The 14,043-nt window shown below is 38.1% G+C and carries 15 protein-coding genes; 10 read left to right on the forward strand and 5 right to left on the reverse strand.

What is annotated here, in order from left to right:
• Positions 1 to 101: 101 nt before the first annotated feature.
• Positions 102 to 536 (forward strand): SRPBCC family protein, encoded by a 435-nt coding sequence (locus tag GWI59_RS12730; RefSeq protein ID WP_006533588.1) that lies wholly within the window; start codon positions 102 to 104, stop codon positions 534 to 536.
• Positions 526 to 822, forward strand: coding sequence for an RnfH family protein (locus GWI59_RS12735; RefSeq protein WP_369961909.1), 297 nt, complete (start codon positions 526 to 528; stop codon positions 820 to 822). The genes GWI59_RS12730 and GWI59_RS12735 overlap by 11 nt, the downstream gene beginning before the upstream one ends.
• 206 nt (positions 823 to 1,028) lie before the next feature.
• Here GWI59_RS12735 and bamE read toward each other — a convergent pair whose 3' ends face one another.
• From bamE to nadK, 3 genes are all read right to left on the reverse strand, one after another.
• The gene (bamE, locus tag GWI59_RS12740) at positions 1,029 to 1,391 is read right to left on the reverse strand and encodes an outer membrane protein assembly factor BamE (RefSeq protein ID WP_006533585.1); all 363 of its coding nucleotides are present in this window, start codon (positions 1,389 to 1,391) and stop codon (positions 1,029 to 1,031) included.
• Positions 1,392 to 1,504: 113 nt separating this feature from the next.
• Positions 1,505 to 3,166 (reverse strand): DNA repair protein RecN, encoded by a 1,662-nt coding sequence (gene recN / locus GWI59_RS12745; RefSeq protein ID WP_109399834.1) that lies wholly within the window; start codon positions 3,164 to 3,166, stop codon positions 1,505 to 1,507.
• Between the two features lie 87 nt (positions 3,167 to 3,253).
• Positions 3,254 to 4,153: an NAD(+) kinase gene (nadK, locus tag GWI59_RS12750; RefSeq protein ID WP_109847741.1), complete on the reverse strand. Its 900-nt coding sequence runs from the start codon at positions 4,151 to 4,153 to the stop codon at positions 3,254 to 3,256.
• A gap of 100 nt (positions 4,154 to 4,253) precedes the next feature.
• Between nadK and grpE the strand changes: the two genes are divergently transcribed.
• A complete protein-coding gene (gene grpE, locus GWI59_RS12755; protein ID WP_109399836.1) occupies positions 4,254 to 4,865 on the forward strand; it encodes a nucleotide exchange factor GrpE in 612 nt (203 codons plus the stop codon).
• Positions 4,866 to 4,982: 117 nt separating this feature from the next.
• Here grpE and ung read toward each other — a convergent pair whose 3' ends face one another.
• A complete protein-coding gene (ung, locus tag GWI59_RS12760; RefSeq protein ID WP_006533579.1) occupies positions 4,983 to 5,663 on the reverse strand; it encodes a uracil-DNA glycosylase in 681 nt (226 codons plus the stop codon).
• Positions 5,664 to 5,998: 335 nt separating this feature from the next.
• On the opposite strand from ung, the gene grcA reads away from it, so the two are divergent.
• Positions 5,999 to 6,382, forward strand: a complete 384-nt coding sequence (gene grcA / locus GWI59_RS12765; RefSeq protein WP_023581591.1) for an autonomous glycyl radical cofactor GrcA — start codon at positions 5,999 to 6,001, stop codon at positions 6,380 to 6,382.
• 144 nt (positions 6,383 to 6,526) lie between these two features.
• Here grcA and srmB read toward each other — a convergent pair whose 3' ends face one another.
• Positions 6,527 to 7,891 carry an ATP-dependent RNA helicase SrmB gene (gene srmB, locus GWI59_RS12770; RefSeq protein ID WP_072063266.1) on the reverse strand — a complete coding sequence of 455 codons (1,365 nt, stop codon included), beginning with the start codon at positions 7,889 to 7,891 and terminating at the stop codon, positions 6,527 to 6,529.
• Between the two features lie 263 nt (positions 7,892 to 8,154).
• Here srmB and trmN point away from each other — a divergent pair, with 263 nt between their 5' ends.
• The 6 genes from trmN to lepA all read left to right on the forward strand — a co-directional run bounded on the left by trmN (position 8,155) and on the right by lepA (position 14,040).
• Complete coding sequence (trmN, locus tag GWI59_RS12775) at positions 8,155 to 8,910, forward strand: tRNA(1)(Val) (adenine(37)-N(6))-methyltransferase TrmN (protein ID WP_109399838.1); 756 nt, start codon at positions 8,155 to 8,157, stop codon at positions 8,908 to 8,910.
• A gap of 295 nt (positions 8,911 to 9,205) precedes the next feature.
• Positions 9,206 to 9,784 carry an RNA polymerase sigma factor RpoE gene (rpoE, locus tag GWI59_RS12780; protein WP_006533574.1) on the forward strand — a complete coding sequence of 193 codons (579 nt, stop codon included), beginning with the start codon at positions 9,206 to 9,208 and terminating at the stop codon, positions 9,782 to 9,784.
• A gap of 38 nt (positions 9,785 to 9,822) precedes the next feature.
• Entirely contained in the window at positions 9,823 to 10,449 is a 627-nt protein-coding gene (gene rseA, locus GWI59_RS12785; RefSeq protein WP_202608224.1) for an anti-sigma-E factor RseA, read from the forward strand.
• Positions 10,450 to 10,496: 47 nt separating this feature from the next.
• The gene (gene rseB, locus GWI59_RS12790) at positions 10,497 to 11,465 is read left to right on the forward strand and encodes a sigma-E factor regulatory protein RseB (RefSeq protein ID WP_072063263.1); all 969 of its coding nucleotides are present in this window, start codon (positions 10,497 to 10,499) and stop codon (positions 11,463 to 11,465) included.
• Positions 11,466 to 11,477: 12 nt separating this feature from the next.
• A complete protein-coding gene (gene rseC / locus GWI59_RS12795; RefSeq protein ID WP_006533571.1) occupies positions 11,478 to 11,942 on the forward strand; it encodes a SoxR-reducing system protein RseC in 465 nt (154 codons plus the stop codon).
• A gap of 301 nt (positions 11,943 to 12,243) precedes the next feature.
• The gene (gene lepA / locus GWI59_RS12800) at positions 12,244 to 14,040 is read left to right on the forward strand and encodes a translation elongation factor 4 (protein WP_072063262.1); all 1,797 of its coding nucleotides are present in this window, start codon (positions 12,244 to 12,246) and stop codon (positions 14,038 to 14,040) included.
• Positions 14,041 to 14,043 lie beyond the last annotated feature (3 nt).

Genomic DNA, 14,043 nt, shown 5'->3' on the forward strand with positions numbered 1-14,043 from the left:
TTCTTTTCAATTGCATAAAACTTAAGCTATATTCCATTAGATTTTTAATTAGTCACTGTTCAATGATATGATCCACACAGTGTTGTCGTACAGGAATAACTATGCCTCAGATTAGTCGATCTGCTCTCGTCCCTTTTAGTACAGAGCAAATGTTTAAACTGGTTAATGATGTTCTTACTTATCCTGATTTTCTACCAGGATGCGTTGGAAGTAAACTGATCAAAAGCACACCAGAAGAAATGATTGCATCAATAAATGTTTCAAAAGCGGGAATTAGTAAAACATTTACTACCCATAACTTTTTAAAGACTAATGAACGTGTTGATATGCGTCTTGTTGATGGCCCCTTTCGTAAATTGACTGGAGGATGGGTGTTTACCGCACTTGATGATAATGCGTGTAAGATAGAATTTCAGCTAGACTTTGAGTTCACTAATAAATTAATTGAGTTGGCTTTTGGGCGTATTTTTAAGGATTTAACGAACAATATGGTTCAAGCATTTACTCACCGAGCGAAAGAGATTTATCGTGACTAAAATATGGGTAGAAGTAACCTATGCGTTGCCCGACAAACAGTACCTTATCCCTGTTGAACTAACATTAGGGGATACTGTTGAACAAGCTATTATTGCTTCAAATATCTTAACGATTTGTAATGATATTGATTTAACTAAGAATAAAGTGGGTATTTATAGTCGACCAGCAAAGTTAAGCGATAATGTGCGAGACGGTGATAGAGTTGAAATTTATCGACCTTTAATTGCTGATCCTAAAGAAATGCGCCGTAAGCGTGCTGAAAAAGCACGACAAAAAGCGGACTAATATTATGTTTGCCCAATAATAAAAGGGGCGTCACATACTACGTTGATAGGCCATTTGGTTACAGTCAGATACAATAAAAAGACAACACTGTTATAAAGCAATTCCTCTTTATAAAAACACACCCCAACGTCAAATTTAACGTATGGGGTGCAATTCGTTTTTGCCAATCTTATACAAAACTAAGCCTTCTTAGCACAGTAATCGTATTACGATTTTGTTTCAGGTGCTGCGAAGTTAGGCATATTGCCTTGCTTATCAATCTTAGTCAGTATGCCATTGCTATCAAAAGTCAGGGTGAGCGTCTCTTGACGTACTTTCTGATGACCAGGTTCTTCACGGAAAACATAATACCAAGTCTGGCTTCCGAAAGGATCTTTAAGCATTGGCGTACCAAGGGCAAATTGAACTTGCTGCTGTGTCATTCCTTGCTGAACTTTTGCGACTTCGGCTGGTGTTAAATAATTTCCCTGATTGATATCTGGGTGATAAACCAGTCTCTCGAACATAGAGCAACCTGAAGTCATTACGACTAAAGATAAGGCGGCAACTTTTAACAGTTTAAAACGCATGGTTATTACATTCCTTTTAGGGTCATAGTGACGATGATAATCGACAACGCAGCAATTGAAAACCTTTCACGCTCTGCCTATGACCTTAAATATCAATAAAAGTTTGTTAATCGTTATGCAGCCAACAAATCTTTCGCATTTGCTAAGGTATTTTTGGTGACTTCACTTCCTGCTAATAAACGGGCAAGCTCTTGTAATCGTTCTTTTTTCGATAATAGTTTCATTGTGGTTTCTGTCTCTTCACCATTGGTTTCTTTATTAACGAAATAGTGTTGATGACCACAACCTGCAACTTGAGGTAAGTGAGTGACACACATCACTTGAGTTGACTCACCTAATTCACGGAGCAATTTGCCCACAATCGCTGCTGTTGGACCACTGATACCCACATCAACTTCATCAAAAATAAGTGCTGGTGTATCCATTTTTTTTGCTGTGATCACTTGGATTGCGAGCGCAATGCGAGATAACTCACCACCAGAAGCCACTTTAGAAAGCGCTTGATGAGGTTGTCCTGGATTGGTGGTGACATTAAATTCAACTTTTGTGGCACCATCAATTTGCAGTGAACTGTCATCAAAATAGGTATCAACAGTAAAATAACCATGTGGCATTGATAACTGATGCATACTATTAGTAATAAGTTGACTTAACTCATTTGCATATTGTTGGCGAACTTGATGCAGTTTTTTGGCGACATCTAATGCAATTAAATGGTCAGCTTTGACTTGTTCTATTAAGGCATCACAGTCGTCATTTTGACGAAGTAAGGCATTTTTTTCTTCAATTAATTGCTGATGAAGATCATAAAGTTCTTCAGGTGCAACGCGATGTTTGCGTGACAAACTAATGTACTTAGACATACGTTTTTCGACTTCAAATAAGCGATTAGGATCCATCTCTAAGCGATCGCTATAATGACGAAGTTCATCACTCACTTCACTAATCTGAATGGTAGCCTCTTCTAGCATCTCTAATAATGAATTGAATTGACCTTCCATAGAGGTTAGTTCAGTAATTTCATGTTTAGCCACGTTGAGCATACTTAAAATATTTTGCTCTTCGTTGTCGCTTAAAATTTGCAAACTATTTTGACTTAGCGTTAAAAACTGACCGCAGTTAGAAAGACGTTTATATTCTTGATCTAATTCAGGGTATTCGCCTTGTACTGGCTGAAATTCATTGAGTTCTTTTAAGTGGTAATCAACCAGTTGCTGCCTTGCTTCTCGTTCTAAAGAGAGTTGTTGAAATGCGGCTAAATTTTGGCAACTTTGATGCCATGTTTGATAAGCCGACTTCATGTTTTTTAATAAAGTAGGTTCATGGGCATAGATATCTAGTAGTTGTTTTTGATAACGAGGCTCTAGAAGTTGCTGGTGAGCATGTTGCCCATGAATTTGGATAAGTAAGGAACCAAGCTCTCTTAATTGTGAAAGAGGTACGGAAGTACCGTTGATAAAACCACGAGAACGCCCATCAGCAGAGATAGTCCTTCTTAATAGACATTCGTTATGATTATCAAGATGATGTTCTTCAAGCCAATGTTGTGCTGATGGCGTATCAGAGAGTGAGAATCGTGCACATAAATCGGCTCTAGTTGCACCTGGGCGCACCATATTAGCATCACCACGGTTGCCTAAGCATAAACCTAGAGCATCAATTGCAATAGACTTACCTGCGCCAGTTTCGCCTGTAATGGTGGTCATGCCACCTGAAAAATCGATTTCAAGTTCACGGACTATGGCAAAATGACTAATGGTTAATTGAGTCAGCATAGTGCCTCTCCTGTGTATAAAAACATATCTGTAATTACATACAGTATAAACTGGTTTTTTATACAGTAAAGTAGTGAGGCACAAAAATTAGAACATTTTTTTTGACCAACCCAATTTTGAGCTGAGTGTATTAAAATAATTATAATCAGTCGGATGAACTAAGTTGAGCTTTTGACGGCTTCTTTTAATAATAACTTCATCACCCTCTTTAATTGGTAACACTAATTGGCTATCACAACTGACTTCATAATCGATATTTGTTTGTGAGAATTTTAAGCGAATTTGGCTATCACTGCTGATAACCAAAGGCCGTGCTGATAAGGTATGTGGAAACATAGGGACAAGTGCAATAGCATCAAGATTTGGAGTTAAAATAGGCCCCCCCGCAGAAAGTGAATAGGCTGTTGATCCTGTTGGTGTTGCAATAATCAAGCCATCAGAACGTTGAGAGAAAGCAAAACGATCATCAATATAAACCTCAAACTCAATCATATGAGCCACTTTACCAGGATGAAGCACGACTTCATTGATTGCTGTACCAATGCGATTTCTTTGACCTTCTGCATAGACGCGTGCTTCAAGTAAAAAACGCTTTTCTTCACGATAGTGCCCAGCCAATACATTGGTTAATTGCTGTAAGGCATTATCAGGATCAAGGTCAGTAAGAAAGCCTAAATTACCCCGGTTAACACCAATCACTTTGATGTTATAACGAGATAAAACACGTGCAGCCCCAAGCATATTGCCATCGCCACCAACAACAATGACCAGATCGGCTGCTTTACCAACTTGAGTTAGATCACCTGTTTGTGCATTTTCTAGCTTTAGTTCTTGAGCAACTTGTGTATCAATAATAACGTCATAGCCTTGAGCCAATAGCCAATGATAGAGCATTTCATGAGTTGAAATTGCTTCGGGGTGGCGTGGATGACCAACAATGCCAATACATTTAAAGTGTTTTTCTTCCGTTACGGTATTATCTGGCATTTTTTTACCCTCGTTTTGCGCCAATTCCTTGAAACCCGTTTATTGATCCCCATAATAAACTAAATATGAAGATGAATACTAAAACTACGCGGAGATGTTCATGAGTAGTAAAGAACAAAATGTACATGAAGAGCAAGTCTCAAAAGAAAAAGAAGGAATGGGATCTGTAATGGATGAGTCTCAAGAGCAAGTAACAACTGAAGAAGCACAAGCGGACTTTAATGCTCAAGCGGAGTTAGTGGAAGCATTAGCGCGTATTGATTCTCTTGAAAAACAACTAGAGCAATCTCAAAAAACAGAGCGTGAAGCCATGGCTCGTGCTTTAGCAGAAGTTGAAAATGTGCGTCGCCGTACTCAACAGGATATTGAGAAAGCACATAAATTTGCACTTGAAAAATTTTCTAATGAGTTATTGCCGGTACTTGATAATTTAGAGCGTGCGTTATCTGCGGCTGATCATGAAAATGAATCATTAAAGCCAATGATTGAAGGGTTAGAGTTAACACTGAAGTCATTCTTAGATGCCGTTCGTAAATTTGGCATTGAAGTGGTTGAAGAAAAAAATGTGGCATTTAACCCAGAAGTTCACCAAGCGATGACTTTAATCGATAGCCCTGAGCATGAATCTAATCATGTTGTCGATGTTATGCAAAAAGGATATACCTTAAACGGTCGTTTATTGCGCCCAGCGATGGTTATCGTTTCTAAATAATATCAATAAAACATTAGTTATCACATGTGCTATTACATGTAGATAAAGTAAACCGCACAACACGAAGATTATTTAATATTCTTGTTATTGTGCGGTTTTATATTTTATAGAGTGATTTTATTCAATAGGATCAAGATGCCAATTGATTGGTGTTCGGCCTTGTTGCTGTAAAATATCATTAGCCTGTTTAAAATGACCACAGCCTAAAAAGCCTCTATGAGCAGAAAGTGGTGATGGATGAGGTGCTTTTAAAATAACGTGTTTATTTGTATCAATAAAACGGCCTTTTTTCTGAGCATGTGCGCCCCAAAGTAGGAAAATAACACCTTCTCTACGTTGATTAATCTGCTCAATAACAGCATCTGTAAATATTTCCCAACCATAATTAGCGTGAGAATGTGCTTGGCCTTTCTCTACGGTCAATACGGTATTAAGCAATAAAACGCCTTGTTTTGCCCAACTTTCTAAATAGCCATGGTTAGGGCGTTTAAAATCAGGGTATTCTTTTTCAAGCTCTTTATACATATTGACTAATGAAGGAGGGGCTGGTACGCCTGGTCGTACTGAGAAAGAGAGCCCATGAGCTTGATTGGGGCCGTGATAAGGATCTTGTCCTAAAATAACGACATTTACATTATCAAAAGGCGTAAAACGAAAAGCATTAAAAATATCTTCTTGAGGAGGATAAATAATTTTACCTGCGGCTCTTTGTTGTGCGACTTGAGACATAATTTGATGAAAGTAAGGCTTTTCTTTTTCAGCGCCTATCACATCATGCCAAGTTAATGGTGCAGTCATAACCTAAAATCCTTGTTGATATCTTATCGTGTCTAAGCTTACCGATTTCATCAGGGGAATGAAAATATTACGGACTAAAAATAAAAAATTAATTGATTCCTCAACTTTTCTTTGAAAATTTACAAAAAAAATTGCAAGTTAGCTTTTAATAATAATTGATTTAAAACAACACTTTGCGCCTTGGTAGGTAAAGTGCTTATGAATTTTATTGATATTTATCAAAGAATGGCACCATTTATACTGGTATATAAGTAGACAGAAACATTGGTTAGACCAAATACCCAAGTTCTGATATGAGATTAGAATTTGATTTTGCGCCCAAATTGGAGGTCGAAATGATTACTGGTATCCAAATTACTAAAGCTGATAACGACGATTTATTACACTCTTTCTGGTTGTTAGATGATGAAAACGGCGAAGCTCGTTGCATCTGTGCTAAAAAAGGCTTTGAAGAAGGCCAAGTGATTAACCGTAAAGAGTTAGGCAATATCGAATACCGTGAAGTACCTGTAGAATCTAAACCGGTTGTTCGTGTAGAAGGTGGTCAACACCTTAACGTTAACGTATTAAGCCGCGAAACACTGGAAGATGCTGTTAACAATCCTGAGAAATATCCGCAATTAACTATTCGTGTTTCTGGTTATGCAGTGCGTTTTAACTCACTGACCCCAGAACAACAACGTGATGTTATTACTCGTACTTTCACAGAAAGCCTGTAATTTTCACTAAAGTAATAAGTTAATAATAAGCTCGATATGAAAATATCGGGCTTTTTTTATATAAAATAAGAAGAAAGATAAAATAACAAAAAACCGTAACTATTATATAGCTACGGTTTTTTATAACATCATAAAGAATACAGATTATTCGTTATCAGTATTCGTTTCTTTTGCTGGTGCAGTAGGAGCAACGTTTTTTTCTGTATGCTTAGCAACTGCTTTGCGACGTTTACCAATATTTTTACGATCGCGAGTCCGCACTTTTTCTTTAACTGCTTTTTTCTCTTCTTCTTTTTTCGCTTTGCGTTTAGCAAGCACTTTTTTAGAAGGTTTGAATGTTGCTTTCAGGCTTGGTGCTTTGGTTTCTGGACGTAGTTCAGCAATAACACGATATTTAATGGGTTCTTGAACATAACGGCCAATTTTACCTAATAATGGGTGATCGTGAGCTTCAACTAATGAAATTGCGATACCTTTACGACCCGCACGTCCTGTACGACCAATACGATGCAAGTAAACATCGGCAGTACGAGGTAAGTCAAAGTTGAAAACGTGTGTGATGTCATCTAGATCAAGTCCACGAGAAGCAACGTCGGTGGCAACAAGCACATTCATTTTGCCTGATTCTAAACGTTTGATCGCATCGTTACGCTGTGTTTGCGCCATTTCACCTTCAAGGTAGCTACATTTAATACCTTGTTTTTCTAATGCAGTGACAAGCTCTCTTACTCGCTCTCTTTTACGAACAAAGACAATCGATTTTTTAACATCGTTTTGCTTCAGTAATGCAGCAAGTAATGCGGTTTTATGTTCAAGATTATCAGCATGATAATAGAACTGCTGAATTTTTTTACGTTCGCGGCGAGATGGATCGGCGTTTAGTTCAACCGGTTCGTTGAGGATACGCTGTGCAAAATCAATAACCGCATTACCTTCTAGTGTTGCTGAGAATAGTAATGTCTGTTTGCGCCAGCGAGTTTCGCCTGCAATAGTTTCGATATCATTAGCAAAACCCATATCTAACATGCGGTCTGCTTCATCTAAAATCAGCATTTCTACCGCACGGCAGTCAAAGTTTTCTTCTTTGATGTACTGTAATAAACGACCTGTAGTTGCAACAACGATATCTTGGTTCTCGCTAAAAACCTCAGCGTGATTCATATAAGCAACACCGCCGGTGATTGTGGCGATATCTAAATGTGTGTGCGCACATAATTCTTTTGCCTGCTCGGCAACTTGCATAGCAAGTTCGCGTGTTGGCGTTAGGATAAGAATACGCGGCGGGCCTGATTTTTTACGTGGATAATCAAGCAAGTGTTGAATTGCCGGAAGTAAAAATGCCGCAGTTTTCCCTGTGCCTGTTGGCGCAGAGCCTAAAATATCACGTCCATCCATTGCTGCTGGAATAGCATCTGCTTGAATTGCAGTAGGACGTTGATATCCTTTTTCTTCTAATGCGGTCAATAAACTTTCATCAAGTTCAAGACTGGAAAATGTCGTGGCTGTCATTGTATACCTCTGTTTAGGGCGCGGATTTTGACATTATCCCCCGCTAAAAGCCAGAGGATTTACCGCTATCACATTATATATTACCGATAGACGAAGGTATTTGTTGTTTTTAGGCTTAATCTAAATAAGCGTGCATCGTATACAAATAGTTTAATGTTAAGATAGGGGTTGCAGAAGCGTTATCATACCATATATCTCTTTTTCAATGACATGAATGATAAGTAATAAAAAGAGATAGTAAGACGAATCAATAGAGTCTATAGATGAATCAAAAGAAAGTGAAAAAAGCGGGATTACGCAAAGGTGGTTTTACATTTAAACAATTTTTTGTTGCTCATGATAAGTGTGAAATGAAAGTGGGTACAGATGGTGTTTTATTAGGGGCTTGGGCGCCTATTAATAATATAAAAAGAGCACTTGATATTGGTACTGGGAGTGGCTTAATTGCATTAATGCTAGCTCAACGAGCGAATAAAGTTGAGTGTATTGATGGCATTGAACTTGATGAAAAGGCGGCATTACAAGCTACGGAAAATGCCCAAGAGTCACAATGGCATTCACTTATTCATATCTATCATAGTGATATTCATCATTATGCAGAGCAAGCACAAAATAAGTATGATCTGATTGTTAGTAATCCTCCTTATTTTGAGCCAGCAATTGCTTGTCGTAATGATGTTCGTGAGCAAGCGCGTTATACCAAAACCTTAACGCATGAGGGATTATTGGATAGTGCGCAATTACTTATCACCGAAGATGGTTTATTCTGTGTTGTATTGCCTTATTCTATTGGCGAGCAATTTATTGAAATTGCAGAAAAAAAAGAGTGGAATGTTGTAAAACGCGTTAATATTAAAGACAGCGCAGATAAACCTTATCATCGAATTTTGTTAGCATTTCAAAGACAAAACCAAGGCTGTGTTGAATGCAGTATAGATGAACTTATTATTCGTCATAATGACGGGCACTATACCGATAAGTTCCAATCTTGGGTGACTGACTTTTATTTATATTATTAAATCTATATTTAATAATATATTATTTAGGATAATATATATTGTTGTAAGTAATTGTATATATTTAAATAATATCATTGTGTTATCGTTTTTTTATTGGCAAATTGCATTTTGGTTGGTGATCACCATGATATTTTTTTTGTGATTCATCTCTTAAAATAATGATTGAATTGAACTTCATACTATTTTTTCGCTCTAAGTCTTGTAGCTCATAAAAACGAGAAGGAATAACGAGAGTAAATATGACGGAGTCATTTAAAAATAGTGCGAAGCTTGACTTCGGGAGAGTCCATCTCTAATGAGCGAGCAGTTAACGGACCAAATGTTGGTTGAAAAGGTACAAAATGGTGACCAGAAAGCGTTTAATTTGCTGGTTATCCGCTATCAACACAAGGTAGCAAGCCTGATTTCCCGTTATGTACCACAGGGTGATGTGCCAGATGTTTCGCAAGAAGCCTTTATTAAAGCTTATCGAGCCATCGGTTCTTTCCGTGGAGATAGTGCTTTTTATACATGGCTTTATCGAATTGCAGTGAATACAGCAAAAAATTATTTGGTTGCACAGGGGCGACGTCCGCCTTCGAATGATTTAGATGCAAGTGATGTGGAAAATTTCGAATCACCAAACGCACTAAAAGAAATTTCGAACCCTGAGAATTTAATGTTGTCTGAAGAGTTACGGAGAGTGGTTTTTCACACCATAGAGTCATTACCTGAAGATTTAAGGGTTGCTATTACACTTCGGGAACTTGACGGACTAAGCTATGAAGAGATAGCAGTCATTATGGATTGCCCTGTCGGAACAGTTCGTTCACGTATTTTTAGGGCGCGAGAAGCTATTGATAATAAGGTTCAACCATTAATACAAGAGTTTTAATTGTGGGTGAACCATCATTGACTGAAGGGTACTTTTACATGCAAAAAGAAAAACTTTCTGCATTTATGGATGGCGAAGTTCTTGATAAAGAATTAATGGGTGCTATTGCTCGTGATGACTCCATGAAAGAGACATGGCAACGCTACCATTTAATTCGTGACACAATGCGTGGTGATGTAGGTGAAGTAGTCCACTTTGATATCGCAAGTCGCGTTGCGCTCGCTTTAGAGAATGAACCTGTTCGCATAAGTCCTGAACAACAACAAGAGCAGCAACCTGCGCCATCACAATGGCGTCAGCACTCTTTCTTACAAACGTTACGTCCTTGGGCAAGTCAGTTAACTCAAATCGGTGTTGCGGCTTGTGTTTCATTAGCTGTTATTGTTGGTGTTCAGCAATATAATGGAAAAAGTGGTTCTGAAGATTTCCAAGTAGATACGCCAGTATTTAATACTCAACCTATTATGGGGGCGGGTTCACCAGTAAGCCTAAATCTTCAAAACGATACTTTAGGTAAAGACCAACAAACACGTTTACAAGAGCGTAATCAACGCCTTGGATTAATGTTGCAACAGTATGAGTTAGATCGTCGTATCTATAATGCACCACAAAATGAAGCACCAGTTAGTGCTCAAGGTGAAACTCAATCTGTAGTAACACAGTAATAATAGATGTGAATGTATAAATAACGTGTGGGAATGAAACAGTCGTAATGAAAAAATCATGGTTATCCACCTTATTATTGGTGGGCAGCCTGTCAATGCCGATACAAGCCTTGGCACAACCGCAAATAGGTAGTGTCAAGGCTTTGTTGCAAAAGATGGGTCATACAAGTCAAACTTCTACCTATGAATTATCTTTTATCAATATCAATTCTCAAGGTATTGTTCCTATTCGCTATCGTCATACTCTTATTGATGGCAAACCCCTTGCACAACTAATGCAAATGGATAGTACTCGCCGTGAAATAGTTCAACGTGGTGATGAAATCAGTTACTTTGAACCAGGCTTAGATGCTTTTAGCTTAAGAAATGATCATATCGTTGATTATATCCCTTCTATCATTTACCAAGATTTCAATGAATTATCAGATTATTATAATTTTATTGATGCAGGTAGAACGCATATTGGTGATATTCCAAGCCGAGTTGTTCGAGTACTATCGAAAAATAATGACCGTTATGATTATGTCTTGTTTATTGATGAAGAGAGATATCTGCCGTTAAGAGTCGATTTATTAGATAAGAATAATGACATCATTGAACAATTTCGAGTGATCACAGTTAATGAAGGGAGTGAAGTCGAAACTGAACTTAATTCGTTACGTACCGTCAATATGCCACCTTTATTACTTGTACCAAAAGCTAAACCTCTGGTTTATAACTGGTCGGTTAGTCAATTGCCTGAGGGTTTTAAAGAGGTAAAACGTAGTCACCATCAGATTTCTGAAACCGAGTTTAGTCAGTCTATTTTATTTAGCGACGGTTTATTTGACTTCTCCATTTATGTTAATAAAAGTGGTCAACAGGTTAATTCGCCCGAACGCGATAAAATGTTGAGGTATGGTCGTAATACAATTTATACCTATGACAAAGAAGGCAATGAAATTACCTTTATTGGTCAATTACCATTTTCTACGGCACAGAAGATAGTCAACAGTGTTGTATTTACGAAAAAGTAAAAGGTATAAGTTATGGTTAAAGAGTGGGCAACAGTTATACATTGGCATGAAGGAAGAGCGTTATTACGCTATGGATCGTCTTCTGGCTGTGGTAGTTGCCAAGCTCGGGCTGCATGTGGCTCTTATTTATTAAATAAAATAGGGCCTGAGACAGTTCATCAACTCGAACTCCCCGTCGCACAACCTTTAGTCGAAGGGCAAAAAGTGGAAGTGGGTATTCCTGAAAATAATCTACTTCTTTCCGCAATGCTAGTGTATTTAACGCCACTTATTGGCTTATTTATTGTTGCAGGCATTGCGGGTCTTTGGTTTTCCAGTGAATTTGCTATTTTTTGCAGTGGACTTATGGGCGGTGTCCTTGGTTTCTTATTTGCTAAAAAAGTGGCGACCTGGTGGAGTAAAGATGAAGGTTTTGAACCTATTGTATTGCAAATAGGGCTTCCACCGAATGAACTTAGCGTTCAATTTCAAAAATAATGGGTTGATTAAACAGATGGGGCATTTGCCCCATTATTTTTGCCATGTTGCTTTTGTAATAATATCTATCTTAAATTAACGCGTTTCTATATCTGGAAATTACCCGCAAAAAATTACAAATAAATGCAAGTCTTAGCATAAATGTTTGTGTTTGATGAACGTTTCTTTGAGTATAATGTCTCTAGTGTGTAGAATGCGTCATCAATAATAACTCCTGCAATATAGAGTTTTCGCTTTGTGTCCATGAATGACTCCAAAGCCAGATTTATAGAGCAAAGCAATAGAGAAAAATAATTTCAGAATGAAAAACATACGTAACTTTTCCATTATCGCACATATTGACCACGGTAAATCGACGTTATCAGATCGAATTATTCAAATTTGTGGTGGCTTATCAGATCGTGAAATGGCTGCGCAGGTTCTTGATTCTATGGATCTTGAGCGTGAACGTGGTATTACAATCAAAGCGCAAAGCGTAACCTTGAATTACACCGCTGATGACGGTGAAGTTTATCAGCTTAACTTTATCGATACCCCAGGACACGTTGACTTCTCTTATGAAGTATCTCGTTCACTTGCTGCGTGTGAAGGCGCCTTATTGGTCGTTGATGCAGGACAAGGGGTTGAAGCGCAAACATTAGCAAACTGTTATACCGCGATGGATATGGATCTTACCGTCGTTCCAGTTTTAAATAAAATAGATTTACCAGCAGCAGAGCCTGAGCGTGTTGCTGAAGAAATTGAAGATATTGTGGGGATTGATGCTACAGATGCGGTGCGTTGTTCCGCAAAAACAGGTATAGGTGTTAAAGAAGTTATCGAACGCCTTGTGAAAGAAATTCCCGCACCTGAGGGTGATCCTGAAGCTCCATTGCAAGCACTGATTATTGACTCTTGGTTTGATAACTACCTTGGGGTTGTTTCACTGATCCGCGTTAAAAACGGTAAAGTCAGCAAGGGCGATAAAATTAAGGTAATGAGTACGGGACAGGTTTATAACATTGACCGTATTGGTATTTTTACGCCAAAACAAATCGACACTACATCATTAAATTGTGGTGAAGTCGGCTGGGTTGTTTGCGGTATTAAAGATATTTTAGGTGCGCCGGTTGGGGATACCTTAACTGCGGCACAAAAACCAGCAGATAAACCCTTACCAGGTTTTAAGAAAGTTAAGCCACAGGTTTATGCGGGGTTATTCCCAATTAGCTCTGATGACTATGAATCATTCCGCGATGCATTAGGTAAATTAAGCTTAAACGATGCGTCATTATTTTATGAGCCAGAAAGCTCATCCGCGTTAGGTTTCGGTTTCCGTTGTGGTTTCTTGGGTCTCCTTCATATGGAGATTATTCAAGAACGTTTAGAACGTGAATATGACCTTGATCTGATTACAACGGCCCCAACCGTAGTTTATGAAGTTGAAATGACTAACGGCGATATTATATCAGTGGATAGCCCATCTAAATTGCCTCCACTAAATAATATTGAAGAAATCAGAGAACCTATTGCTGAATGTCATATGTTATTACCGCAAGAATACTTAGGTAATGTAATTACTTTATGTATCGAAAAACGCGGTGTTCAAACCAATATGGTCTATCATGGTAATCAGGTTTCATTGACTTATGAAATTCCGATGGCTGAAGTGGTATTAGATTTCTTTGACCGCTTAAAATCAACATCACGCGGTTATGCTTCTTTAGACTATAACTTTATTCGTTTCCAAGGCTCTAACATGGTACGTGTAGATGTCTTGATTAATGGTGATCGCGTTGATGCTTTGGCATTGATTACACATAACGATAATGCACCTTATCGTGGGCGTGAGCTGGTGGAAAAGATGAAAGAATTTATTCCACGCCAACAGTTTGATATCGCCATCCAAGCGGCAATTGGCAACCATATTATTGCTCGTTCAACTGTTAAACAGTTACGTAAAAACGTATTAGCCAAATGTTATGGTGGTGACGTTAGCCGTAAGAAGAAACTGTTACAGAAACAGAAAGATGGTAAAAAACGTATGAAGCAGATTGGTAACGTAGAGCTACCACAAGAAGCGTTTTTAGCCATTCTTCATGTTGGTAAAGATAAATAATTT

It is taken from the genome of Proteus sp. G2673, assembly GCF_009915125.1.
In the GTDB taxonomy this organism is placed as follows: domain Bacteria; phylum Pseudomonadota; class Gammaproteobacteria; order Enterobacterales; family Enterobacteriaceae; genus Proteus; species Proteus penneri.

Bases quoted from the DNA above. Each gene is read 5' to 3' on its own strand.
- GWI59_RS12730 (WP_006533588.1), top strand. From the start codon at position 102: ATGCCTCAGATTAGTCGATCTGCTCTCGTCCCTTTTAGTACAGAGCAA.
- lepA (WP_072063262.1), top strand. From the start codon at position 12,244: ATGAAAAACATACGTAACTTTTCCATTATCGCACATATTGACCACGGT.
- grpE (WP_109399836.1), top strand. From the start codon at position 4,254: ATGAGTAGTAAAGAACAAAATGTACATGAAGAGCAAGTCTCAAAAGAA.
- rseC (WP_006533571.1), top strand. From the start codon at position 11,478: ATGGTTAAAGAGTGGGCAACAGTTATACATTGGCATGAAGGAAGAGCG.
- recN (WP_109399834.1), bottom strand. From the start codon at position 3,166: ATGCTGACTCAATTAACCATTAGTCATTTTGCCATAGTCCGTGAACTT.
- rpoE (WP_006533574.1), top strand. From the start codon at position 9,206: ATGAGCGAGCAGTTAACGGACCAAATGTTGGTTGAAAAGGTACAAAAT.
- bamE (WP_006533585.1), bottom strand. From the start codon at position 1,391: ATGCGTTTTAAACTGTTAAAAGTTGCCGCCTTATCTTTAGTCGTAATG.
- rseA (WP_202608224.1), top strand. From the start codon at position 9,823: ATGCAAAAAGAAAAACTTTCTGCATTTATGGATGGCGAAGTTCTTGAT.
- trmN (WP_109399838.1), top strand. From the start codon at position 8,155: ATGAATCAAAAGAAAGTGAAAAAAGCGGGATTACGCAAAGGTGGTTTT.
- nadK (WP_109847741.1), bottom strand. From the start codon at position 4,153: ATGCCAGATAATACCGTAACGGAAGAAAAACACTTTAAATGTATTGGC.
- ung (WP_006533579.1), bottom strand. From the start codon at position 5,663: ATGACTGCACCATTAACTTGGCATGATGTGATAGGCGCTGAAAAAGAA.
- rseB (WP_072063263.1), top strand. From the start codon at position 10,497: ATGAAAAAATCATGGTTATCCACCTTATTATTGGTGGGCAGCCTGTCA.
- srmB (WP_072063266.1), bottom strand. From the start codon at position 7,891: ATGACAGCCACGACATTTTCCAGTCTTGAACTTGATGAAAGTTTATTG.
- grcA (WP_023581591.1), top strand. From the start codon at position 5,999: ATGATTACTGGTATCCAAATTACTAAAGCTGATAACGACGATTTATTA.